Source organism: Reyranella sp. (assembly GCF_965279625.1).
Taxonomy (GTDB): domain Bacteria; phylum Pseudomonadota; class Alphaproteobacteria; order Reyranellales; family Reyranellaceae; genus Reyranella.
The window spans coordinates 3,160,830-3,182,132 of record NZ_OZ257251.1; the positions used below are offsets into that span (position 1 = coordinate 3,160,830).

At 67.2% G+C, this 21,303-nt stretch carries 22 protein-coding genes; 12 read left to right on the forward strand and 10 right to left on the reverse strand.

The annotated features are described in order from the left end of the window. Window positions 1–157 precede the first annotated feature (157 nt). A complete protein-coding gene (locus ACQY78_RS15320) occupies window positions 158–517 on the forward strand; it encodes a hypothetical protein (protein ID WP_428676444.1) in 360 nt (119 codons plus the stop codon). A gap of 103 nt (window positions 518–620) precedes the next feature. Here ACQY78_RS15320 and ACQY78_RS15325 read toward each other — a convergent pair whose 3' ends face one another. The 3 genes from ACQY78_RS15325 to ACQY78_RS15335 are packed head-to-tail and all read right to left on the reverse strand — an operon-like array spanning window position 621 to window position 3,997. Further along, the gene (locus ACQY78_RS15325; protein WP_428676446.1) at window positions 621–1,394 is read right to left on the reverse strand and encodes a short-chain dehydrogenase/reductase; all 774 of its coding nucleotides are present in this window, start codon (window positions 1,392–1,394) and stop codon (window positions 621–623) included. 11 nt (window positions 1,395–1,405) lie between these two features. After that, complete coding sequence (locus tag ACQY78_RS15330; RefSeq protein WP_425068562.1) at window positions 1,406–2,296, reverse strand: MBL fold metallo-hydrolase; 891 nt, start codon at window positions 2,294–2,296, stop codon at window positions 1,406–1,408. A 24-nt stretch (window positions 2,297–2,320) separates the two neighbouring features. After that, window positions 2,321–3,997: a hypothetical protein gene (locus ACQY78_RS15335; protein WP_428676448.1), complete on the reverse strand. Its 1,677-nt coding sequence runs from the start codon at window positions 3,995–3,997 to the stop codon at window positions 2,321–2,323. A 125-nt stretch (window positions 3,998–4,122) separates the two neighbouring features. On the opposite strand from ACQY78_RS15335, the gene ACQY78_RS15340 reads away from it, so the two are divergent. The 3 genes from ACQY78_RS15340 to ACQY78_RS15350 are packed head-to-tail and all read left to right on the forward strand — an operon-like array spanning window position 4,123 to window position 6,393. Beyond that, window positions 4,123–5,274 carry a CaiB/BaiF CoA transferase family protein gene (locus ACQY78_RS15340; RefSeq protein WP_428676449.1) on the forward strand — a complete coding sequence of 384 codons (1,152 nt, stop codon included), beginning with the start codon at window positions 4,123–4,125 and terminating at the stop codon, window positions 5,272–5,274. 24 nt (window positions 5,275–5,298) lie between these two features. Further along, window positions 5,299–5,994 carry an EI24 domain-containing protein gene (locus tag ACQY78_RS15345; RefSeq protein WP_428676451.1) on the forward strand — a complete coding sequence of 232 codons (696 nt, stop codon included), beginning with the start codon at window positions 5,299–5,301 and terminating at the stop codon, window positions 5,992–5,994. 9 nt (window positions 5,995–6,003) lie between these two features. Then, complete coding sequence (locus tag ACQY78_RS15350) at window positions 6,004–6,393, forward strand: hypothetical protein (protein WP_428676453.1); 390 nt, start codon at window positions 6,004–6,006, stop codon at window positions 6,391–6,393. Between the two features lie 14 nt (window positions 6,394–6,407). Here the strand turns inward: ACQY78_RS15350 and ACQY78_RS15355 are convergent, their stop codons facing one another. Continuing rightward, complete coding sequence (locus ACQY78_RS15355; RefSeq protein ID WP_428676455.1) at window positions 6,408–7,898, reverse strand: alpha/beta fold hydrolase; 1,491 nt, start codon at window positions 7,896–7,898, stop codon at window positions 6,408–6,410. Between the two features lie 23 nt (window positions 7,899–7,921). Here ACQY78_RS15355 and ACQY78_RS15360 point away from each other — a divergent pair, with 23 nt between their 5' ends. Then, on the forward strand, window positions 7,922–8,827 hold the full coding sequence (locus ACQY78_RS15360; protein ID WP_428676457.1) for a LytTR family DNA-binding domain-containing protein: 906 nt from the start codon (window positions 7,922–7,924) through the stop codon (window positions 8,825–8,827). A gap of 248 nt (window positions 8,828–9,075) precedes the next feature. Beyond that, complete coding sequence (locus ACQY78_RS15365; protein ID WP_428676459.1) at window positions 9,076–10,017, forward strand: IS110 family transposase; 942 nt, start codon at window positions 9,076–9,078, stop codon at window positions 10,015–10,017. A gap of 105 nt (window positions 10,018–10,122) precedes the next feature. Here the strand turns inward: ACQY78_RS15365 and gtdA are convergent, their stop codons facing one another. After that, window positions 10,123–11,181 carry a gentisate 1,2-dioxygenase gene (gene gtdA, locus ACQY78_RS15370; RefSeq protein ID WP_428676460.1) on the reverse strand — a complete coding sequence of 353 codons (1,059 nt, stop codon included), beginning with the start codon at window positions 11,179–11,181 and terminating at the stop codon, window positions 10,123–10,125. Window positions 11,182–11,188: 7 nt separating this feature from the next. Then, window positions 11,189–12,004, reverse strand: coding sequence for a gamma-glutamyl-gamma-aminobutyrate hydrolase family protein (locus ACQY78_RS15375; protein ID WP_428676462.1), 816 nt, complete (start codon window positions 12,002–12,004; stop codon window positions 11,189–11,191). 160 nt (window positions 12,005–12,164) lie between these two features. Here ACQY78_RS15375 and secB point away from each other — a divergent pair, with 160 nt between their 5' ends. Next, window positions 12,165–12,686: a protein-export chaperone SecB gene (gene secB / locus ACQY78_RS15380; RefSeq protein WP_428676464.1), complete on the forward strand. Its 522-nt coding sequence runs from the start codon at window positions 12,165–12,167 to the stop codon at window positions 12,684–12,686. Here the strand turns inward: secB and dnaQ are convergent. The 3 genes from dnaQ to ACQY78_RS15395 all read right to left on the reverse strand — a co-directional run bounded on the left by dnaQ (window position 12,683) and on the right by ACQY78_RS15395 (window position 15,188). Next, entirely contained in the window at window positions 12,683–13,366 is a 684-nt protein-coding gene (gene dnaQ, locus ACQY78_RS15385; RefSeq protein WP_428676466.1) for a DNA polymerase III subunit epsilon, read from the reverse strand. The genes secB and dnaQ overlap by 4 nt on opposite strands. Window positions 13,367–13,392: 26 nt before the next feature. Continuing rightward, the gene (coaE, locus tag ACQY78_RS15390; protein WP_428676468.1) at window positions 13,393–14,055 is read right to left on the reverse strand and encodes a dephospho-CoA kinase; all 663 of its coding nucleotides are present in this window, start codon (window positions 14,053–14,055) and stop codon (window positions 13,393–13,395) included. A 155-nt stretch (window positions 14,056–14,210) separates the two neighbouring features. Next, complete coding sequence (locus tag ACQY78_RS15395) at window positions 14,211–15,188, reverse strand: quinone oxidoreductase family protein (RefSeq protein WP_428676470.1); 978 nt, start codon at window positions 15,186–15,188, stop codon at window positions 14,211–14,213. Window positions 15,189–15,302: 114 nt separating this feature from the next. Here ACQY78_RS15395 and ACQY78_RS15400 point away from each other — a divergent pair, with 114 nt between their 5' ends. From ACQY78_RS15400 to ACQY78_RS15420, 5 genes are read left to right on the forward strand one after another with little or no spacing between them, the layout of a single operon-like run. Beyond that, on the forward strand, window positions 15,303–16,442 hold the full coding sequence (locus ACQY78_RS15400; RefSeq protein ID WP_428676472.1) for a PQQ-dependent sugar dehydrogenase: 1,140 nt from the start codon (window positions 15,303–15,305) through the stop codon (window positions 16,440–16,442). Window positions 16,443–16,447: 5 nt separating this feature from the next. Beyond that, window positions 16,448–17,047 carry a Maf family protein gene (locus ACQY78_RS15405; protein ID WP_428676474.1) on the forward strand — a complete coding sequence of 200 codons (600 nt, stop codon included), beginning with the start codon at window positions 16,448–16,450 and terminating at the stop codon, window positions 17,045–17,047. Beyond that, window positions 17,044–17,946, forward strand: coding sequence for a shikimate dehydrogenase (locus ACQY78_RS15410; RefSeq protein WP_428676476.1), 903 nt, complete (start codon window positions 17,044–17,046; stop codon window positions 17,944–17,946). Before ACQY78_RS15405 ends, ACQY78_RS15410 begins: the two co-directional genes overlap by 4 nt. A 3-nt stretch (window positions 17,947–17,949) precedes the next feature. Continuing rightward, on the forward strand, window positions 17,950–18,387 hold the full coding sequence (locus ACQY78_RS15415) for a PaaI family thioesterase (RefSeq protein ID WP_428676478.1): 438 nt from the start codon (window positions 17,950–17,952) through the stop codon (window positions 18,385–18,387). After that, window positions 18,384–19,592 carry an MFS transporter gene (locus ACQY78_RS15420; RefSeq protein ID WP_428676480.1) on the forward strand — a complete coding sequence of 403 codons (1,209 nt, stop codon included), beginning with the start codon at window positions 18,384–18,386 and terminating at the stop codon, window positions 19,590–19,592. Before ACQY78_RS15415 ends, ACQY78_RS15420 begins: the two co-directional genes overlap by 4 nt. 138 nt (window positions 19,593–19,730) lie before the next feature. On the opposite strand, the gene rho is transcribed toward ACQY78_RS15420, so the two are convergent. After that, on the reverse strand, window positions 19,731–21,110 hold the full coding sequence (gene rho, locus ACQY78_RS15425) for a transcription termination factor Rho (RefSeq protein WP_428676482.1): 1,380 nt from the start codon (window positions 21,108–21,110) through the stop codon (window positions 19,731–19,733). Window positions 21,111–21,303 lie beyond the last annotated feature (193 nt).

Here is a 21,303-nt window from a genome sequence, read left to right on the forward strand (position 1 = left end):
CGGCGGAGGTCGCTACGAGGTTGATTTCTACAGCAGATGACGGGTGGCGACGAATCGCACTGAGAGTGTGAATGCGCCCAGCCGTTTGCAGTTCCGGGCGACTATTGATTCCGGTTTTGCTATCGCTTTTCCGGACATCATCACGGGAGACCGATCAATGCTTCGCCTTGCCACCCTGGCCGCCGCTGCCGTCCTCGCCACCTCGGCAGCCCTTCCCGCCTGGGCACTCGACTGCCCCAAGCCGCAGCCGACGGCCAAGCCCGGCATCCTGAAGGAAACCCCGGCGCAGATGACCGCCGTCGGCAAGCAGCTCGCGAGCGGCGACACCTTCAACGCGATCGCGTCGGCGACGGCCGATCTGCGCATCCGCTATCCCGGCGTCGAGAGCGCCGAGGTCGTCAACTACCTCGTCACCGCCTACTGCCCGGCCGTGGCCGCCGACAGCAAGCTCAGCGAAGCGCAGAAGAAGTCGGCCGTCGACGGCTTCGCCGCCCAGGTGATGCGCCAGGTCTACTAGGCTGAGCGAAGCTCAGCCCCAGGAGCGGCAGGCCGCGGCTTGATTACAAGCCGCTAAGCCTTAGGCAATGTCCGAGAGCGCCGAAGGAAGAGCGGCCACCCGACTAATGGCGGGCCGCCTGTCCGCCATCGAGGGTCATGACCACGCCGCTGATGTAGCTGGCGCGGTCGGAGGCGAGGAAAACGGCGAGGTCGGCGACCTCGTCGGGCTCGGCGGCACGGCCGAACGGCATGTGCTTCGTCAGCTCCGCCCAACGCTCGGGATCGCCGAACTTCTTTTCAGCCTGTTCGCGCAACCGCGTCAGCATGCGGTCGGTGCGGGTGGCCGGCGGATTAATTCCCACCACGCGCACACCGTGATCGACGCTCTTCGACCCCACCGCGCGGGTAAAGGCCATGATACCGGCGTTACCCATCGTGCCGGCGACATAGTCGTAGTTGAAGCTCTCGCCGGCCAAGCCGATCACGTTCACGACGACACCCGCCTTGCGGGCATACATCTTCTCCAGCATGGCGCGCGTGGCGTTGACGTAGCCGAACACCTTGAGATCCCAGGCCTCGCGCCACTTGGGCTCGGTCATGCCGAAGACGTCGCCCTGCGGGATGGCGCCGGCATTGTTCACCAGGATATCGGCATGGCCCACGGCCTCGACGACGCTGCGCGCCGTGTCGCCGTTCGAGAAGTCGGCAGGATGGATCTCGACCGGCACGTTGTGGCGGGCCCGGATTTTCTCGCGCGCCGCTTCAAGAGACTCCTTCGACCGCGAGGCGATGTGCACGGTGCAGCCCTCGGCCGCGAATCCCATGGCGCAGGCGAAGCCGATGCCGCGGCTGCCGCCGGTGATCAGCACGGTCTTGCCGGAAAGCTTCATGTCCATTTGTCGTTCCCCTACAGCCGGTAGACGCTGTCGATCGTCGCGCGTCCGTCCTCGGTCTTGACCCGTCCGTCCTTCACCATCTGGACGAGATGGGCCAGCATCGAGCGGCCGGCCGCGGGATGGAGGTGGACCGGCGTGTCGGCATAGTTCTTGGCGACCATCTGCGGAACGGTCTGCGGACCGTCCTTGAGACGGGCGATGATCTGCGCTTCGCGGCCCAGCCGATGCTCGATATAGGCCTGCACGAACGGATTGGGATCGCGGATCTCCGCGCCATGCGTCGGAATGTAGAGGCTCTCGTCGCGCGGCAGCAGCTTGCGCAGCGAATTGAAGTAGTCGGCCATGTTGCCGTCGGGCGGCGAGATCACCGCCGTCGACCAGCCCATCACATGGTCGCCCGTGAGCAGCGCCTTGTCTTCCTTCACCGCGAAGCAGAGATGGTTGGAGATGTGTCCCGGCGTATAGACCGCCTCGACGTTCCAGCCGTCGCCCTCGATGACGTCGCCATCGTTCAGCTTGATGTCGGGCGCGAAGGAGAAATCGCCCGCCTGCTCCGTCGTGACGCCTTCCGGCGTCGGGTGCGGGCCGTAGCTGTAGACCTTGGCACCGGTCGCCTTGGCCAGCGCGGGCGTGGCCGGCACGTGATCGATATGGGTGTGCGTCACCAGGATGTGCGTCACCGTCTCGCCACGCAACGCGCGCAGGACGGCGTCGATATGCTCCTGCTGATCGGGGCCGGGATCGACGACCGCCACGTTGCCATGGCCGATGATGTAGGTGCCGGTGCCCTTGAAGGTGAAGGGGTTGGGATTGTTGGCGACGACCCTTCGGATCAGCGGCGTCACTTCCATCGCCGTGCCGTAGTCGAACTTGAAGTCCCTGATGAACGGAATACCGGCCATTTCAGCCTCTTTGGAGTGCGCCGACTACGGCGGCGTCAATTTGTAGAGCGAGTTCCGGATGTCGGCGCTGACATAGACGATGCCGGTGCGGCCGACCGCGACACCCGTCGGCACCAGCGCCGGCGGTCCGCCGGGGAACGGCGCCAGGCCGATATCGAGGTTCGACGCGATCACCGTCTTCGCGCCGGTCGCGGGATCGATGGCGACGACGCGCTTCTGGCCGACTTCGGCGACGTAGAGCCGCCCGTCCGGACCAAGATCGATGCCCTCGGGGCCGGTGAGATTGTCGGCCACCACCTTGCGTGTCCCCGCGGTGACGTTGATCTCGGTGACGGCGCCGGCCGAGATCTCGGTGACGTAGATCAGCGGGCCGGGCCCGTGGACCATGGCGACGGGACCGCGCAGCTCCTTCATCACGGTGCTGCGCTCCTTGCCGTCGGCGCTCACCTTCACGAGGTTGCCGCTCGCCAGCTCGGCCACGTACATCGTGCCGTCGGCGAACTCCACCGCATCGACGGGGGCGGCGAAGTCGCCCAGCGTCGCCACGAGCTTGCCGGTCTTGCGGTCGACCTTCTCGACGGTGTTGGAGAACCAGCTCGAGAGCAGCACGTTCTTCGGCCCGACGGAGATGCCGATCGGATAGGCGTGCGTCTCGCCATGCACGCGCAGTACGTCCTTCACCGCGCCATCGGCGCCGTCGACGGTGCGATAGCTGAACACGTCGGCCACGTGCACCGTGTCCTTGCCGCCTTCGCTGGTCACCGCGAGGTCGGACGGAACGGCGAGCTTGCCTTCCACGATGGTACGATGCGCGCCGGTCTGCTTGTCGACCAGGTAGACGCCGTTGTCGGTCATCGAGGTGACGAACAGCCGGCCACGCGAATCGAAGGCGAGATTGTCGAGGCCGGGCTTCATCGAGGCCACCAGCTTCTTGGCCTTGCTGGTGAGGCTCACGCTCCAGATGCCGCCCGTACCGGTATCGACGACGTAGAGGTTGTCGCGGTTCTGCGGATCGATGTTGGCGGCGGCCGGGGTCTTGAAGCCCGAGGCGATCACTTCGGTGGCGCCGCTCTCGAGATTCACCTTCACGATCTCGCCCTTGAACCAGAGCGGGCCGTAGAGAAAGCCGTCGTCCTTGTGGACCTCGAAGCCGTTGAGGCCGCCCAGCTTCTCGGCGATGCGGCGCAGTTCGTTGCGCGCCAGCGGCTTGAAGTCGGGCTTGTCGACGTTCTTGATGTCGATCTCGTAGAGCGCGTCGCCGAGGAAGACCTCGGACACGAACAGTCGCCCATCCTTGCCGAACGCAAGCGAATTGGGACCGCTCAGCCCCTGGGCGACCTCGATCGTCTTGCCGTTGGGCTTGCGGATATAGACCTTGCCGATCAGGAAGGCCGTCCAGGCCATGGTCCCGTCCTCGGCGAAGGCGATGTCGTCGGCCATGCCAGTCGGCGGATCGATCACGCGGTCGACCTCGCCCGAGTCGACCTGGACGCGATACAGCGTCTGGCCGATCACCGAGCCGGCGAACAGCTGATCGTCCTTGTTGAAGGCAAGCCCATGCACGCCATGGAACCACGAGCCCGGCACCAGGAATTCCTGGTTATACTCCTTGGGCGGCGGCGCTTCGGCCTGCTGCGCCAACGCGCCACCGGTCATGCCGAACGCAATCACCGCCGACGCGACAATGCGGCCCAACCCCATCCCGTTTCCTCCGACCGTCCCACTCGCGGCGCGGACTTTAGACCGCGTGACGGGTTTTGTAACGCCGAACCCTTCGGCTACCATCGCCGTTCGACAGAAGAACGCTCATTCTGCAGGAGGAAATCATGGCGGGTCCGCTCACTGGACTGACGATCGTAGAGCTGGCCGGTATCGGTCCCGGCCCGATGTGCTCGATGATGCTGGGCGACATGGGCGCCGACGTGATCCGGGTCGACCGCACCAAGGCGCATGTCATGGACCGGCTGGCCGATCCGAAGTTCGCCGTTCACAACAGGAGCCGTCGTTCGGTCTCGGTCGACCTGCAGAGCAAGGCGGGCGTCGAAGTCGTGCTGCGCCTGATCGAAAAGGCCGACGGCATGACCGAGCCGTTCCGTCCCGGTGTCGCCGAGCGGCTGGGCCTCGGGCCGGACGTCTGCCTCGCGCGCAATCCCAAGCTCGTCTACGGCCGCATGACCGGCTGGGGCCAGGACGGCCCGCTCGCCAAGGCCGCGGGCCACGATATCAACTACATCGCGTTGACCGGCGCGCTGCATGCGATCGGCGGCAAGGACAAGCCGGTGCCGCCCCTCAATCTCGTGGGCGATTTCGGCGGCGGCGGCATGCTGCTGGCCTTCGGCATGGTGTGCGGCCTGCTGGAGGCCCAGCGCTCCGGCAAGGGCCAGGTGGTCGATGCCGCCATGGTCGACGGTGCCGCGCTGCTATTGGGCGGCATCTACGGCATGGCCGGGGCCGGTCTTTGGAACGACGAGCGCGAAGGCAACATGCTCGATGGCGGCGCGCACTTCTATGGCACCTACGAGACCAAGGACGGCAAGCATGTCTCCATCGGCTCGATCGAACCGCAGTTCTATGCGCTGTTGCTCGAGAAGACCGGCCTGAAGGACGAGCCGCTGCCGGCGCAGATGGATCGCAAGGCCTGGGGACAGCTCAAAGACCGGCTGAGCACCATCTTCAAGACCAGGACGCGCGACGAATGGTGCGCGATCATGGAAGGCACGGACATCTGCTTTGCGCCGGTGCTGAGCATGAAGGAAGCGCCGCACCACGCGCACGCCAAGGCGCGCAACGCCTATGTCGACGTGGCCGGCTTCGCCCAGCCGGCCGCCGCGCCGCGCTTCTCGCGCACCAAGGAAGGCGTGAAGGGCCCGGCGGCCAAGCGCGGCCAGCACACCGACGAGATCCTCTCCGAGCGCGGCTTCTCGGCCAAGGAGATCGGCGAACTGAAGGCCACCGGCGTCGTCGGCCCGCAGGCCTGACATCACACTCCTGAAGGGCCACCCATGATCCGTGCCTTCGAACTGGCGGTGCAGCAGCTTGGCGATCCCAAGCTGCGCAGCATCGTCTGGCAGTCGCTGGCTCTGTCGCTGGTGCTGCAGATCGCATTGGGCGTGCTGGCCTGGTGGGGGTTGCAATCGCTTGCGACCTTCCAGTGGTCATGGGTGAACGAGACCATCCGCTGGCTGGGCGGCGGCGCCGTGGTGGTCCTGGCGCTGATGCTGTTCCCGGCGAGCTTCGGCATCGTGATCTCCGTCTTCATGGAGCGGATCGCCGACATCGTCGAAGCCCGGCACTATCCGCAACTCGGTCCCGCCCGCGGCATTCCGCTCTGGACCGGGCTCTGGTCGGGCATCCTGTTCCTGTTCACCCTCGTGGCGATCAATCTGGTGATGCTGCCCTTCTATGTGGTGGCGCTGTTCGTCGCCGGTCTGGGCGCGGTCCTTTTCTATGGCGTCAACGGCTTGCTGACGGGCCGCGAATACTACGAGCAGGTGGCGCTGCGCCGCCGCGACCCGGCCGAGGTCAAGGCCTGGCGCAAGGCCAATACCGGCACACTCTGGCTGACGGGCATCGGAATCGTGTTCCTGGGCACTGTCCCGATCCTCAACCTGATCGTCCCGGTGCTCGGCATGGCGACGATGGTGCACATCGCCCAGACGCTGAAGCCGCCCCTTAACCGACCGACCGGGCCGCGTTAAAGTAAATCTATGAGATCTGCATTTGGGGCACTCGCGGCCATCCTTCTGCTGGGTGGCTGCCAGACGGGCGGCACCCAGGAATATTCACTGGGCGCCGGGGAAAAGGGCGTCTTCAGTTCGCGCAACGCCGGGTCGCCGATCCCTGCGGATCGCATCAAGGGTCTCGACGAGGCCCAACTGGTCGCCTTGTTCGGCGCCCCGCAGCTCGATCGCAAGGACGGAACGGCCCGGGTGCTGCGCTACAAGTCGGACGCCTGCACCCTCTTCGTCTCGATGTACCAGCGCGACGGCCAGCCCTTTAAGGCCGAGTTTGCCGACGCCTACGATACCCAGCTGCGGCCGTTGCCACCGGACCAGTGCGCCGGCTCCATCGCGGCGCAGAAGAAGCGCGTCGCCTGACGTCGCGGCCCGGCTCAGGTCCCGCTTTCTCCTGACAGCCGCCGCCAAAGCGCGGCGATCGCTGTGCAGGCCCGCTCCTGGGCAATCATGTCGAGATGGCCGAGGCCCGGCACGACCTCGACGGAAATCTGCGGGTTGAGTTCCTTGAGCAGGGGAGCGTACTGCTCGGCCCGGAACAATTCGTCGTTCGCCCCGACGGCGACGATCGTCGGCCGGTCGATGCGCGCAATCTCGCGCCGCCAGTCGCGGCTGAGTTGAAGCGCCGCGGCCAGCCGGAAGGAGTAGGCCGGGGTGCGGTTCTCGCTCGGCCCCGAAGCGGTGGCGAAGCGCACGACCGGCAGTCCCTGGAACCAGGGCAGGCCGAAGCCATCGAGGACCGTGAGCGCGATCACGCGCGGCACCGCCACGCTCGCCCAGCCGCCCGAGGCCGGTCGCGTGGTGGGGGCATCCTGCGCGATGTAGGGCGAGACCGCGAGATAGGCATCGAAAGCCTGCCGGTTGGCGCCGCTGGCCGCGCGCAGCACGAAGCCGCCGCCGGACGAGAAGCCGATCAAGGTCCGCTGGATCTTCGGATCCGTGAGGCCGGTCGCCTTCAGGAAATCCATGAGGTCGTCGTCGAGCTGGCTGCGATACGACGTGTCGCCAATGGCCGTGCCGCTTCCGCCATGGCCGCGCAGGCTGATCGAATAGACCGTGGCCCCCGCCGCCTGCAGCGCCTGCGCCGACTTGTGCATCGAGATGCTGGCGCTCGACGAGCCGTGGACCAGCACGACGGCGCGGTCGGGCCGGGCCGGATAGACCCGGTAGGCCAGGGGCGCCCCGTCGCGCGCCATCACGCGCTGAACGGGAGGAAGCTCGGCCATGTTCCAGGTCGACATGCCCGGCAGGGAATCGCCCGCGAGCAGGCGCGGCAGTTCACCGGGACTGCTGAAGGCGATGGCACCGCCGAGGCCCGCCGCCACGGTGAGCAGGAAGATCGCGGGCGCCCACCGGAGCCGCCGGATCCAGCGGTTGGACCGGCCGCCCACACCGCCCAGCCAGCCGAGGCCAAGGCCGGCCACGAAGCCGCCAACGCCGCCCGCCACGGCGATCCAGGCAGGCTCGGCCCTGAGCGATGGCGCCATCCCGAAGACGACGCCCAGCGCATAGCGCGCGGCGAAGATTCCAATGCCGAAGACCAGCATGAACCAGCCGCCGGCGATCTCCAGCCGGCCATCCTCGAGGCGCCGCACGGGGCGGCGGCGGCCCAGCAGGTCGCCCAGCGGCAGGGCGGCCGCCAATGCCGCCAGCCAGGCGACCAGGGCCAGCGCGGGCTGGACGGCCTGACCCAGTCCGACGAAGGACAGGACGAGGCCGACGGCCGGCAGCACCGCCAGCCGCCACAGCGGCAGGGTCCGCGTCCGCAGCCCGAGCACCCCCAGCCAGACCACGAGCGCCATCAGCGGCCACACCCAGAGCGGGGTGTTCCTGACGATCTGAAGAAGGGTTTCGAAAAGTGACGGCATTGGGGACCTCGGGGATGGCGGCGTTGCCCTCACCTTCCGCGCCCTACCGGTCCGGCTCCATCGTCGCTTCGTGGAAATGCTGGCGTTTTTCGCGATCTGCCGTCATTCATCCGTTCACGATGCGCGAATCGCCCTATGTCCGGTCGTTGCCGTACCAGTTGCCGGCGGTCCTCGGGCTCGCCGTCGTCCTGGGCGTGACCGGGCCCTTCGGCACCTACGAGCACCTGGAGCTCGGCCGCCGCATCGCCTACTTCGGCATCATCGGCGGGCTGAGCTGGCTGCAGATCGTGACCTTGGCGGCGTGGTTCGGACGCATCGAGCCCATCGACCGCTGGCCGGTCGCCGGCCGCATGGCCCTGGTCGGCGTGCTGGCGGCGATCCCCAGCACCTTCGAGGTCATCGTCGTCCAAACGTGGCTCGGCCGCCCGATCCCGCTCCGGGCCGCCCCCTACATCTTCCCCGAGAACGCCCTGCTCACGGCGGCCATCGCGGTGGTGTTCGGCCTGTTCGTCGAGCAGCGCCTGCGCGCGGCGGCCGATGCCGAGCGCGCCCGGGTCGCCGCCCTGCCGCAGCCGCCCCCCATCCCCGAGGCCGACTCAGCCCCGTCCGCCGCACCCGACTTCCTGCGCCGGGTTCCGCCGGCGCTGGGCCGCGACCTGATCGCGCTGGAGATGGAGGACCACTATCTCCGCATCCACACCGCCCTCGGCAGCGACCTGGTGTTGATGCGGCTCCGCGATGCGCTGGCCGAGCTGGGGCCGGACCGGGGGCGGCAGGTTCATCGCTCCTGGTGGGTGGCCGAAGGCGCCGTCGCCTCGGTCGACCGGACGGCCGGACGGCTCGTCCTGATCCTGCGCAACGGCCTGCAGGTCCCGGTGAGCAAGACCTACCGCGACCGCGTCAGGGAAGCGGGCTGGCTGGAGGTGTAAAACAACCTGGCCCTCTCTTGTCATCCTCGTCTTAGCAAAAACGGCTAGCCTTTAGACGCTTCGCAAGGAGCGCGCGGGCCCGGATGGCCATCCGGGCCCGCGCGGCCGGTCGTCGGATCGACGTCGTCTGATCCCTTTGGGGGATGAGCTCAGCAAGATCGCGGCCGGCCTCTTCACCCGATCCGGATGGTTGCCCGAACTCCAGGTTCGAAGACGAGGCAGGATGGACGAAGATGAGCGATGTTAGCATGGTCGTAGCCGGGATCGACATCGGCAAGGCGCGGCTGGACGTGGCGCTGCACGGCGCGGCAGACCGCATGGCGTTCGACAACAGTGCGGCCGGCCATCACCAGCTGATCCAATGGCTCCGCGCGGCGCAGGTCGTGCGGGTCGGTCTGGAATCCACCGGTTCGTACTCGCAGGAAGTGACTGGCACGTTGCGCGAGGCCGGCTTCGAAGTAGCGGTATTGCAGCCCCTACAGGTCCGGGCGTTCGCGCAATACCGCCTGCGCCGGGCCAAGAGTGACCCACTGGATGCGGCGCTGATCGCCACCTGCGCGGCGTTGCTCGACAAGGTGCACGAGGCTTCGGATGCGCGGCTGGTTCCCCTTGCCGAGCATCTGCGGCTGATCGAGCAGCTGGAGGACGACGTGGTGCGGGCCAAGACGCGCCTGGAGGCCGCGCATCTGGCGCATGTGCGCCGCTTCCTGCGCCGGGAGGTCGAGCGGCTGGAACGGCGCGAGGCGGCAGAGCGGATCCTGCTGATGAAGAGCATCGCCGCCGAGCCTGACCTGCTGGCCCGGCTGCAACTGATCCAGAGCGTCGACGGGGTCGGCGAGCGCACCGCGCTCAGCCTGCTGCTGCTGCTGCCCGAACTCGGGCGTCTCGAGCGTGAACCGATTGTCTCCCTGGCGGGGCTGGCTCCCTTCGTGCGGCAGTCGGGCAAATGGAGAGGCCAGAGCCGCATCGGCGGCGGCCGCGATCGGGTGCGTCGCGCGCTCTATGCCGCCAGCCTCGCGGCAGCCTTCCGCTGGAATCCGGCCATCAAGGCGCTGTATCAACGCCTGAAGACCGCCGGCAAACCCCATCGTAAGATCATGATCGCCTGTGCGCGCAAGATGCTCATCCAGGTCAACGCCGTCGTCGCCCGCGGCACCCCGTGGATCTCATCTCGCCGCGTCGCCGCATAGTGCATTCTTAATGGTTGCTGAGCGCAGCGAAGGATCTCACATCCGTTGCGGAGTGCTTCGGTCGATCCGTCAGGTCCTTCGCTTCGCTCAGGACGACAGTTAGCTTCACTTCCCGCCGCGATCCTCGCGCCACAGGTCGAGCTTCTCCTGGATGGGGCGATCGGAGAAGGAGAACACGACGGCGTCGCTGTCGGCGCGATGCTCGACCCGGGCCCAGCTCGGCACGACGAAATGATCGCGCTTCTTCCAGCACATCACCTGATCGCCGATCCGGCTTTCGCCCTCCCCCTCGACCACCGAGAACACCGTGCCGTCGGTGCTGCGATAGGGTGCGGTCGCGAAGCCCTTTGGCAGCAACTGCATGAAGGTGCCCATGGTGGCGATCGGCGCGCCGCCGTTCGCCGGGTTGACGTAGCGCAGCTTGTAGCCGTGGCAGGGGTCGGGCGCGCCGGCCCTCGCGAGACCTTCCAGCGCCTCGCGGGTGCGGGCATAGGGATAGTTGAAGATCGGCGAGGTCTGCTTCGCCGGCTTCCAGTCGACCGGCAGGAGACCGCTCGCATACTTCGCGTCGGACGTGCCCTGCGGCGTCGTCACCACCTGCTCGTCGGTCTCGCCGGTTTCGGCGAAGCCGGCGTTGAACATCGCGACCAGCGGGATGTCGAGCCCATCCAGCCACACCATCGGCTTCGACGAATCGTTGCCGTGATCGTGCCAGGTCCAGGTCGGCGTGATGACGAAGTCGCCCTCGTGCATGATCGTGCGCTCGCCGTCGACCGCGGTATAGGCGCCCTCGCCTTCGACGATGAAGCGCAGGGCCGATTGGGTGTGGCGGTGACTCGGCGCGACTTCGCCCGGAAGAATCAGCTGCAGGCCGGCATAGAGGGTCGGCGTGATGCAGGCGCTGCCCGTCATGGCTGGGTTCTCGAGGATCAGCACCCTGCGCACCGCCTCCTTGGCGGTGATGAGCGCGCCCGATTCCATCAGGAACGGGCGGACCTTGTCATAGTCCCAGTGCGCCGCCTGGTACTTCGGCGCCGGCATGGGCGGCACGAGCTGGTGCAGCGATTCCCACAGCGGCGCCATCGAGAGGCCGCCGATGCGCTCGTAAAAGTCGCGCCGTGCGTTGTTGCCCGTGGTCGATGCTGACGGGGTCGGCGCGGACATGGCGGCCCTATTCGGCGGCGCGCAGCATCGGCACGGTTCGCGCCACCATCCGCGCCCGGCAGGCAGCGGCGAAGGCATCGAAGAGCTTCATCGAGACCGGGTTTTCGAGCGCCTTGTATTCGGGGTGCCATTGCAGAGCGAGCACGAAGCCCGGCGCGTCGGGCACGCTCAGCGCCTCGACCTGCCCGTCCTCGCAGCAGGTCGCCTCGAGCCGCGCGCGCGGCGCCAGCGTGTCGACGCCCTGTCCGTGCAGCGAGTTGACCGTCGCGCGTCGGGTTCCGAGCAGGTTCTGCAGCAGGCCGCCTTCGGCGATGTCGATGTCGTGGGCCGGCGCATAGTTCACGTCCATGTCGGGCGACTTGGGCGAGCGGTGATCGCGCCGTCCCTCGACCTCGTGCACATGCTGGTGAAGCGATCCCCCCAGCGCGACATTGACCTCCTGCAGCCCGCGGCAGATCGCGAACAGCGGCACACCGCGGTCGATCGTGTGCCGGATCAGCGGCAGCGTGGTGGAATCGCGGGCAGGGTCGTGCAGCGTGCCCTCGCGGCTCTCCTTGCCATAATGATGCGGCTCGACATTGGAGGGGCTGCCGGTCAGCAGCACGCCATCGAGACTGTCGAGCAGACGATCCATCGCCTCGAGGAAGCCGGGTTCATCCCCGAACTCCGGCCCGATGGCGGGGATCAGGACCGGCAGGCCGCCGACGGCGCGGATCGCCGCCTGGACGTATTTCTCGCCGACCGTGTGATGCCAACCGCCGCGACCGTTCTCCTTGAGGCAGGCGGAAACACCGATCAGCGGGCGCGGAGAGGAGCGGGTCATGGGTGCCGGAGGATGCAAATAACGGAGCCTCATTTTCGCCGGTGCCCCGCACCTTGGCAATTGCCCGACGCCGGAGTCTGCCCGCTGCTTGTGCAGTGCAGCCCTGCATGGTACCGCCGCGCCGCAGCAAACTTTTGTCCAAGACGATTGGAAGAGCGCCATGACGACCACCCCTCCGCCGTCCGCCCCGCCCGCCGGCACGACCGCCCAGGCAGGCCCCGCCGCCCCCCTCACGATGCACGGCCAGTACATCAAGGATTTCAGCTTCGAAAATCCGCGCGCGCCGCAGAGCCTGATCGAGCAGACGCAGCCGCAGCTCACCCTGAACGTGCAGGTGGCCAATCGTCAGTTCGACGCCAAGACCTTCGAAGTGTCGCTGACGATCGAGGCCTCCGCGCATACGCCGGAGAAAGAGCCGCTGTTCATGCTCGAGCTGATCTACGCCGGCACCGTGACCCTGGGCGAAATCCCGCAGGAGGCTTTCGGCCCGATGCTGTTCATCGAGACGCCGCGCCTGCTCTTCCCGTTCGCCCGCGCCATCGTGGCCAACGCCACGCGCGAGGCGGGCTTCCCGCCGCTCAACATCGCGCCGGTCGACTTCGTGGCGCTCTATCGCCAGCAGCTCGAGGCCAATGGCGGCCAGATGCCGGGCGTCCCCGCCGGCCCCGTCGGTCACGCCTAAGCGTCGACCTTCAGCCAGAGCGGATCGCTGATCTTCTTCAGGAACTCGACATGTGCGGCGAGCTCGGCAGGGCTTGCCGCATGCGGCCGGGGCGGCCGGATGGGCCGACTCTGGTCCATGAGGCCTTGCACACCCGTCGCGACCATCTCTGGCGCCAGCCCGAGGTCGCGCTGCCTGCCGCCGCTCAGCTCCAGATAGACTTCCGCCAGAAGCTCCGAATCGAGCAGCGCGCCGTGCTTGGTGCGCTTGGTGTTGTCGATGCCGAATCGATCGCACAGCGAGTCGAGGCTGGCGCGCTGGCCCGGAAACTTGCGGCGCGCCATCGTTACGGTGTCGATATAATCGTTCGTGAGCTTGGGCTTGCCGACGCGAGCGAGCTCGGCGTTCAGGAAGCCCAGGTCGAACTGCGCGTTGTGGATGACGAGCTGGGCGTCACTCAGGAATTCGAGCAGCTCGTCGACCTTGTCGGCAAACAGTGGCTTGTCGGCCAGGAATTCGTCGGAGAGACCGTGCACTTCCTGCGCCCCGGCCGGCATCGGCATCTCGGGATTCAGATAGAGCTGCAGCGAGCGGCCGGTGGCCACGAGGTTCACCAGCTCGATGCAGCCGATCTCGACAATGCGGTTGCCGGAGAGCGGATCGAGGCCGGTGGTCTCGGTATCGAGGACGACTTCACGCATCCCGATCTTGTAGCCTGTTTGCCTGCCTACTTGCGACGCGCACGCGCGAGGCGGGCTGTGAATTTCTCGCGCCACGGATTGGGCGGCCAGAACTGTCCGCGCAGGCCGCGCAACTCGGCCACGGCTTTGCCGAGGGCGGCCCGTGTCGGAGCGAGGCCCATGCCGGTCGGGATTACGATGCTGGCCTTGCGCCGCTTCAGCGCGTCCGGCACCTGCTGACGCAGGATGCCTTCGAACTTGTCCGCCGTCATGCCGGGCCGCGCCATGACGCGGCGACGCTGCAGGAAGGCAGGGGCGCTGACCACCAGCGTGGCATCGACGCGACGCTCTCCCATCCCCTCGAACAGCAGCGGGATGTCGAGCACCACCAGCTTCTCGCCGGCGAGCGCGGCGCGCCGCAGGAAGGCACGCTGCATGCGGTGGACCAGCGGATGCACGATCGCCTCCAGGCGACGCAACGCTTCCTTGTTGCCGAAGACGCGGGCGCCCAGCGCCTGACGGTCGAGCACGCCCGCCTTCACGACACCGGGAAATGCCGCCTCGATACCGGGCAGCGCCGCGCCACCCGGCGCCTGAAGGGTGTGAACGGCGGCATCGGCGTCGTACACGGGGACACCCATCTCCCGCAGCATCTTCGCTGCGGTCGACTTGCCCATGCCGATCGACCCGGTCAGTCCGACGATGACCATCTAGAACTCTTTCCGACTCAAGTTCCCCTCGCCTGCCTCATCCCGAGGAGGCCGCTGCAGCGGCCGTCTCGAAGGATGGGCCACAGACGTGGTGCTCGCCCACCCTGCGAGACGCGCTCCTGCCGAGCGCTCCCCAGGATGAGGCTTTGTGGGCGCTAGGGAACCAGGACGGTCTGGCCCGTGGTCTTGCGACCCTCGAGGTCCGCGTGCGCCTGGGCGGCCTCGGCCAGCGGATAGTGCTGGTCGATCGAGATCTTCACCTTGCCGCTCTTCACCATCTTGAACAGCGACCGGGCGCTGGCCTCGAGGTCGGCTCGTGTGGCCGTGTAGGCGGCGAGGCTGGGGCGCGTCAGGTAGAGCGAGCCCTTGGCGTTGAGGATGCCGATCGGCACCGGTGCGACGGCGCCCGAGGCGTTGCCGAAGGAGACCATCAGGCCGCGCGGCTGCAGGCAGTCGAGCGAGGCCGCCCAGGTGTCCTTGCCGACGCCGTCGAATACCACGGGCACGCCCTTGTTCTTGGTGATCTTCTTCACCTCGGCCACGATGTCCTGCTTGGTGTAGTCGATCACCCACTTGTAGCCGTTCTTCTTGGCGAGAGCGGCCTTCTCGGGCGACGACGTCGTGCCGATCACCTTGTAGCCGCGCGCCTTGGCCCACTGGCCGAACAGCAGCCCGACGCCGCCGGCGGCGGCATGGAACAGGATCGTGTCGCCCTTCTTCAGCCAGGCCTTCGCCGTCCGGTCGACGAGATACTCGGTCGTCATGCCCTTCAGCATGATCGCAGCGGCCTGCTCGTCGCTGACGCCCTTCGGCACCTGCACGAGCTGTTCGACGCCCATCAGGCGCTCCTGGCAGTAGGCGCCCAGCACGCCGCAATAAGCGACGCGGTCGCCTTTCTTGAAGCCCTTCACCCGGGGCCCGACCTCGACGATGACGCCGGCGGCTTCGCGACCGACCGCGTTGGGCAGCGGCGTCGGGTAAAGGCCGGAGCGGGTATAGACGTCGATGAAGTTCAGGCCGATGGCCGTGTGACGAAGCTTGACCTGGCCGGGACCGGGCTTGCCGACCTCGACGTCCTCGAACTTCATCTTCTCGGGGCCGCCGTTTTCGTGAATCAGGATGGACTTGGACATCTGAAATTTCTCCCCTTGCAGCGGCGACCGGGGAACGTCGCCTGCTTGCGCGCGTCGAGTATAGTGACCGGCTTTTCATGCGCCAGCCCGGCGCGACCTTCGACAGGAGAGTTTATGCTCGGGAAGGTCTTTCTCGGACGTCGCCGCCTCCTCACCGCGACCGTAGCCGCCGCACTGGCAGCCCCTGCCGTGGCGCGCGCCCAACAGGTCATGCGCAGCAGCAAGGTTTCCTACAGTCTGAGAATGCTCACGCTGGACCTCGAACAGCCGTGGGGCATGGCCTTCCTGCCCGACGGCCGCCTGCTGATCACCGAGCGGCCGGGCCGGCTGCGGATCTTCGCCAACGGCCGGCTGGAACGGGCGCCCGTCGGCGGCTTGCCCAAGGTCTTTGCGCGGGGCCAGGGCGGACTGCTCGACATCTGCCTGCATCCCGACTTCGCCCGGAACGCCCAGCTCTATCTCACCTATTCCGGCGAGGGCGAGGGTGGCGCCGCGACGGTCCTGGCGCGGGCCGAGTTCCGCAACAATGCCCTAGTCGGCGTGCAGCGCCTCTTCGAGGCGCTGCCGCGCACGTCAGGCGGCCTGCACTTCGGCTCGCGCATCGTCTTCGACCAAGCGGGTCTGCTCTACGTGACCTGCGGCGAGCGCTACCAGATGCAGCGTGCGCAGAACCTCGCCGATCTCGGAGGCAAGGTCGTGCGGCTGCGCGACGACGGCTCGGTCCCGCCGGACAATCCCTTCGTCGGCCGTGAGGGCGCGCGACCGGAGATCTTCACCTGGGGCCATCGCAACCCACAGGGCATGGCGATGAATCCCGCCACCGGCCGCATCTGGGTGGCCGAGCACGGGCCGCGCGGCGGCGACGAACTCAACCTGCTGAAGGCGGGCGCCAACTATGGCTGGCCCCGCGCGACGCATGGGATCGACTATAGCGGCTCGACCATCAGCCCGAACAAGAGCCTTCCCGGAATGGAGGATCCGGTGCGCGTGTGGGTGCCCTCGATCTCACCCAGCGGGCTGGCCTTCTACAGCGGGGACCGCTTCCCCGGCTGGAAGGGCTCGGTGTTCACCGGCGCCCTCTCCGACAACGCCCTGATCCGCATCGAACTCGACGGCGACCGCTACCTCGGGGAAGAGCGGTTGCTCGTCGACCTGCTTCCCTATATCCGCGACGTTCGTCAGGGGCCCGATGGCCTCCTCTACCTGGTCACCCACACCGACAGTGGGGGCCTCTATCGCCTGGAACCTGCGTAACGCCCATGCTGATCCTCGCCTCCGCCAGCGTCTCGCGTCGCCAGATGCTGCAGAATGCCGGCCTCGACTTTTCGGTCGAGACATCGGGCGTCGATGAGGACGAGGTGAAGCTCAGTCTTTCGGCCGAGAAGGCGACGCCGCAGGACATTGCCGAGACGCTGGCTGAACTGAAGGCGAAGCGCGTGTCGATGCGAAACCCCGAAGCGATGGTGATCGGCGCCGATTCGACGCTCTCGTGCAACGGCCGCCTGTTCGACAAGCCGCCGACGATGGCAGCGGCCCGCCAACAGCTGCAGGCGCTGGCCGGCCAGGCCCACGAGCTTCATTCCTCGGTCGTGGTGGCCAGAGGCGGCGTGCGGCTGTGGCATTGCAACGACCGCGCCCGGCTCACCATGCGGCCACTGCCGGATGCCTTTCTCGATGCCTATCTCGCACGGGCCGGTGAAGCGGTGACGACCTCCGTCGGAGCCTACCAGCTCGAAGGCGTGGGCGCTCATCTCTTCACGAAGGTCGAAGGTGACTATTTCACCATCCTGGGCCTGCCGTTGCTCCCGTTGCTTTCGTTCCTCGCCGGACATGGCATCGGGCTGGAGAACGCCGCATGAGCGCTGCCGCAAACCCCTACGACACGCTCCTCGCCGAGGCCGCAGGCCGGCCCTTCGCCGCCATCGTCGGCTGGCCGGTCGAGCATTCGCGCTCCCCCGCCCTGCACGGATTCTGGCTGAAGCAGCACCATATCGACGGCCACTACGGACGGCTGCCCGTCAAGCCACAGCGCGCCGCGCTGGAGGAGCTCGTCGCGTTTCTCAAGAAGACGCCCAACGCGCGCGGCTGCAACCTCACCCTGCCGCACAAGGTCGAGATCCTGCCGCTGCTCGATCGCATCGATCCCGTCGCCCGACGCATCGGCGCGGTCAACACCATCGTGAAGCAGGCCGACGGCACGCTCGAAGGCCGCAATACCGATGGGTTCGGCTTCCTCGAAGCCCTGAAGTACAACGCGCCGCACTGGATGGCGGACGCCGGGCCGGTCGTCGTGCTGGGAGCCGGCGGCGCCGCCCGCGCCATCGTCGCGAGCCTGATGGATGTCGGCGTGCCCGAGCTGCGGCTCGTCAACCGCACGCGCGAGACCGCTGTCGATCTCGGTGTCGCGCTCACCCCGCCGGGCGGTCAGCGCATCGTGGTCGGCTCGTGGGACGAGCGTGCGGAGCTGCTAGAGGGCGCAACGCTGCTGGTCAACACGACCTCCCTCGGCATGAAGGATCAGCCGGGTCTCGACATCGACCTGGAGAAGCTGCCGCGCACCGCGGCGGTCTACGACATCGTCTATGTGCCGCTCGAAACCTACCTGCTGGCCGCCGCCCGCTCCCGGGGCAATCGCTGCATCGACGGGCTGGGCATGCTGCTGCACCAGGGGCGGCCAGGCTTCGAGGCCTGGTTCGGCCCCAAGGTCGATGTTTCGGCCGCACAGCGCCATGCGGTCGCCGCCGACCTGGGGGCCTGATCCATGGACCAGAGCAACCCGCCGGCGGCCGATCCACCAGCCGGCTACAAGCCGCTGTTCCGCACCAGCCCGTTCCTCGACCATAACGGGCCGTTCTTCTATCGAGAGAACGGCGACGGCACCTTCGTGGTCGGACTGCGCATCCAGCCCAAGCACGCCAATGCGCGCGGCGTCGCCCATGGCGGCCTGCTGATGACCCTGTGCGACATCTCGCTGGGCTATCGCACGACGCGGAGCCAGACGCCCTCGCCGCTGATCGTGACCGCGAGCGTGAAGACCGACTTTGCGGGTTCGGCGAAGATCGGCGACTGGGTCGAGGCCCATGTCGACGTGCACAAGGTCGGCGGACGGCTGGCCTTCGCCAACTGCTACCTGAAGGTCGGCGAGGAGCGGATCGTCCACGCAAGCGCGGTGTTCGCCAGGACAGGCGACCGCTCTTGAAGCTCGTTCTGACGGCGTTCCTGCCGTTTGCCCTCGGCTATTTCCTGAGCTTCCTCTTCCGCTCGCTCAATGCCGTGGTCGCGCCCGCGCTGCGCGGTGAGCTCGGCCTGGACGATTCCGCCATCGGCGTCGTGACCTCGATGTACCTCGCCGCCTTCGTGGTGGCCCAGCTTCCCGCCGGTGTTGCCCTCGATCGCTTCGGGCCACGGCGCGTGGCGCCGGTCATGCTGCTGGCGACCGCGTTGGGTGCCGTCATCTTCGCGCTCGGCCAGGACGTCATCATGCTGAGCATCGGTCGTGCCCTGATCGGTCTCGGCCTGTCCGTCGCGCTGATGTGCGGCTTCAAGGCCAATGTCCTCTACTGGCCGATCGGTCGCCTGCCGCTGGTCAACGCGGTCATGATGACGTTCGGCGGGCTGGGCGCTGCGATGGCGACACGCCCGGTGCAGTGGCTGCTGGTCGACTTCGACTGGCGAGAGGTGTTCCTGGGACTCGCCGCCATCACCGTCGCCGTGGCGATCTACCAGCTGCTCGCCGCGCCCGGTTACGAACGCGGCGGCAAGAGTCGCCTGACCGACGAACTGCGTGGCCTCACAGGTGTGCTGAAGTCGCGAGTCTTCTGGAGCGCGGGCCTGGCGCCCACCTTCTCGCTGGGCGTCTGGATCTGCTACGCGAGCTTCTGGGCCGCCGGCTGGCTGCGCGACGTGGCCCATCTCGACGAGCCATCGGTCGGCGTCGCCCTGTTCGCGCTCTCGATCGCCATCGTGCCCGGCTATTTCTTCAGCGGCATAATCGTCGACCTGCTGCACCGGCGCGGCATTCGCGGCGGCCGGGTGCTGCTGGTCTACGGGATGCTGTTCCTCGCGATCCACATCCCGATCGCGCTCAACGTCACGGCGGCACCCAAGCTCCTGTGGTTCGCCTATGTGATGTTCGGTGGAATGCCGGTGGTCTGCTACGCGCTGGTCACGCGCGCCTTCGCGCCCGAACTGGCCGGCCGGGTCAACACGACGCTCAACCTCGTGTGCATGCTGATCGCCTTCGTCCTGCAGGCGTCGATCGGGCCGGCGTTGGCCTGGATGGAGGCGACGCAGGGCCTGCCGCGCGCCCAGGCGCACCAGATCGTGACCCTCGCCGTGCTGGCGATGCAGGCCGCGCTCTGGCTGTGGTTTGCGTCGAGCCGGGACGCTCGGGATCTGCCGTAAAAGAAGAAGAGCGCCGATTGCTCGGCGCTCTTTGAGTTCTTGTCCATTCTGAGCCGTGTGGGTCGGCGCTGTTTACAGCGCCTGACTCGCGCTTGGTTACAAGCGCTGCCGCCCACCATAAGGCGCGCGTAGCGCGCCTTATTGATTCATCGACCCGAAGAAATCCTGGTTGGTCTTCGAGGTGCGGAGCTTGTCGAGCAGGAACTCGATCGCATCCACCGCGCCCATCGGCATGAGGATGCGGCGCAGCACCCACATCTTCGAGAGCGTCGCGCGGTCGACCAGCAGCTCTTCCTTGCGGGTGCCCGACTTGGTGATGTCGATCGCCGGGAAGGTGCGCTTGTCGGAGACCTTGCGGTCGAGGATGATTTCCGAGTTACCGGTGCCCTTGAACTCCTCGAAGATGACCTCGTCCATGCGGCTGCCGGTATCGATCAGGGCGGTCGCGATGATGGTCAGCGAGCCGCCTTCCTCGATGTTGCGGGCCGCACCGAAGAAGCGCTTCGGGCGCTGCAGCGCGTTGGCGTCGACACCGCCGGTCAGCACCTTGCCCGAGCTCGGCACCACGGTGTTGTAGGCGCGGCCGAGGCGGGTGATCGAGTCGAGGAGGATCACCACGTCCTTCTTGTGCTCGACCAGGCGCTTGGCCTTCTCGATCACCATCTCGGCGACGGCGACGTGACGGCTGGCCGGTTCGTCGAAGGTCGAGCTCACGACCTCGCCCTTCACCGTGCGCTGCATGTCCGTCACTTCCTCGGGCCGCTCGTCGACGAGCAGCACCATGAGGAAGACCTCGGGATTGTTGGCGGTGATGGCGTGCGCGATGTTCTGCAGCAGCACCGTCTTGCCGGTGCGCGGCGGCGACACGATCAGGGCGCGCTGGCCCTTGCCGATCGGCGCGATCAGGTCGATCACGCGGGTCGAGATGTCGAGCTGCTGCTGCGCCGTCGTGCCGGCCTTCTTGGTCAGCGTGCCGGTGCGGCGCGTGCCGACGCGGCCCGACGAAGTCGCCTTCGAACCGCCCACCGCTTCCTCGGTGACGACCGGCGCCATGGCGGCGGCACCGCCATCGAGTTCGAGCTTCAGCTTCTCGTCGGGATAAAGCGGCGTCAGCGAGTCGAAGTTGATGCGATGGCGCAGCGAGTCGGGATCGTCGAAGTTGATCTTGTTGATCTGCACCATGGCGAAGTAGCGCTCGCCGTCCTTGGGCGCGCGGATCTCGCCTTCGACCGTGTCGCCGGTGCGCAGGCCGAACTTACGGACCTGCTGGGGGCTGACATAGATGTCGTCGGCGCCGGGCAGGTAGTTGGCTTCCATCGAGCGCAGGTAGCCGAAGCCGTCGGGAATCACCTCGATGGTGCCGACACCGAAGATCGCCTGGTCGGCGGCGGCCAGCTTCTGGAGGATGGCGAACATCAGCTCCTGGCGGCGCATCATCGCCGCACCCTCCACACCCTGCTCTTCGGCAAAGGCCAGGAGTTCGGGGGGCTTCTTCTTCTTGAGGTCTTGGAGATTCATGGGTCTTCAGTCTGTGGGGGAAATGACGCACGCGCTTGCAGCGACCGGAACGGCCGAACCTGAAAACAGCGCTGTGTCGTACTTGGATGGACCCTATCGAGTTGCCGCCGGGGAGACGGCGCCAAGGGCCCTGGGTGGCGCTTGTATAAACGCCGCCCCCTGCCCTGTAAAGACGGGCTCCGCCGGAACGCGG

Bases quoted from the DNA above. Each gene is read 5' to 3' on its own strand.
- ACQY78_RS15320 (WP_428676444.1), top strand. From the start codon at position 158: ATGCTTCGCCTTGCCACCCTGGCCGCCGCTGCCGTCCTCGCCACCTCG.
- ACQY78_RS15325 (WP_428676446.1), bottom strand. From the start codon at position 1,394: ATGGACATGAAGCTTTCCGGCAAGACCGTGCTGATCACCGGCGGCAGC.
- ACQY78_RS15330 (WP_425068562.1), bottom strand. From the start codon at position 2,296: ATGGCCGGTATTCCGTTCATCAGGGACTTCAAGTTCGACTACGGCACG.
- ACQY78_RS15335 (WP_428676448.1), bottom strand. From the start codon at position 3,997: ATGGGGTTGGGCCGCATTGTCGCGTCGGCGGTGATTGCGTTCGGCATG.
- ACQY78_RS15340 (WP_428676449.1), top strand. From the start codon at position 4,123: ATGGCGGGTCCGCTCACTGGACTGACGATCGTAGAGCTGGCCGGTATC.
- ACQY78_RS15345 (WP_428676451.1), top strand. From the start codon at position 5,299: ATGATCCGTGCCTTCGAACTGGCGGTGCAGCAGCTTGGCGATCCCAAG.
- ACQY78_RS15350 (WP_428676453.1), top strand. From the start codon at position 6,004: ATGAGATCTGCATTTGGGGCACTCGCGGCCATCCTTCTGCTGGGTGGC.
- ACQY78_RS15355 (WP_428676455.1), bottom strand. From the start codon at position 7,898: ATGCCGTCACTTTTCGAAACCCTTCTTCAGATCGTCAGGAACACCCCG.
- ACQY78_RS15365 (WP_428676459.1), top strand. From the start codon at position 9,076: ATGGTCGTAGCCGGGATCGACATCGGCAAGGCGCGGCTGGACGTGGCG.
- gtdA (WP_428676460.1), bottom strand. From the start codon at position 11,181: ATGTCCGCGCCGACCCCGTCAGCATCGACCACGGGCAACAACGCACGG.
- ACQY78_RS15375 (WP_428676462.1), bottom strand. From the start codon at position 12,004: ATGACCCGCTCCTCTCCGCGCCCGCTGATCGGTGTTTCCGCCTGCCTC.
- secB (WP_428676464.1), top strand. From the start codon at position 12,165: ATGACGACCACCCCTCCGCCGTCCGCCCCGCCCGCCGGCACGACCGCC.
- dnaQ (WP_428676466.1), bottom strand. From the start codon at position 13,366: ATGCGTGAAGTCGTCCTCGATACCGAGACCACCGGCCTCGATCCGCTC.
- coaE (WP_428676468.1), bottom strand. From the start codon at position 14,055: ATGGTCATCGTCGGACTGACCGGGTCGATCGGCATGGGCAAGTCGACC.
- ACQY78_RS15395 (WP_428676470.1), bottom strand. From the start codon at position 15,188: ATGTCCAAGTCCATCCTGATTCACGAAAACGGCGGCCCCGAGAAGATG.
- ACQY78_RS15400 (WP_428676472.1), top strand. From the start codon at position 15,303: ATGCTCGGGAAGGTCTTTCTCGGACGTCGCCGCCTCCTCACCGCGACC.
- ACQY78_RS15405 (WP_428676474.1), top strand. From the start codon at position 16,448: ATGCTGATCCTCGCCTCCGCCAGCGTCTCGCGTCGCCAGATGCTGCAG.
- ACQY78_RS15410 (WP_428676476.1), top strand. From the start codon at position 17,044: ATGAGCGCTGCCGCAAACCCCTACGACACGCTCCTCGCCGAGGCCGCA.
- ACQY78_RS15415 (WP_428676478.1), top strand. From the start codon at position 17,950: ATGGACCAGAGCAACCCGCCGGCGGCCGATCCACCAGCCGGCTACAAG.
- rho (WP_428676482.1), bottom strand. From the start codon at position 21,110: ATGAATCTCCAAGACCTCAAGAAGAAGAAGCCCCCCGAACTCCTGGCC.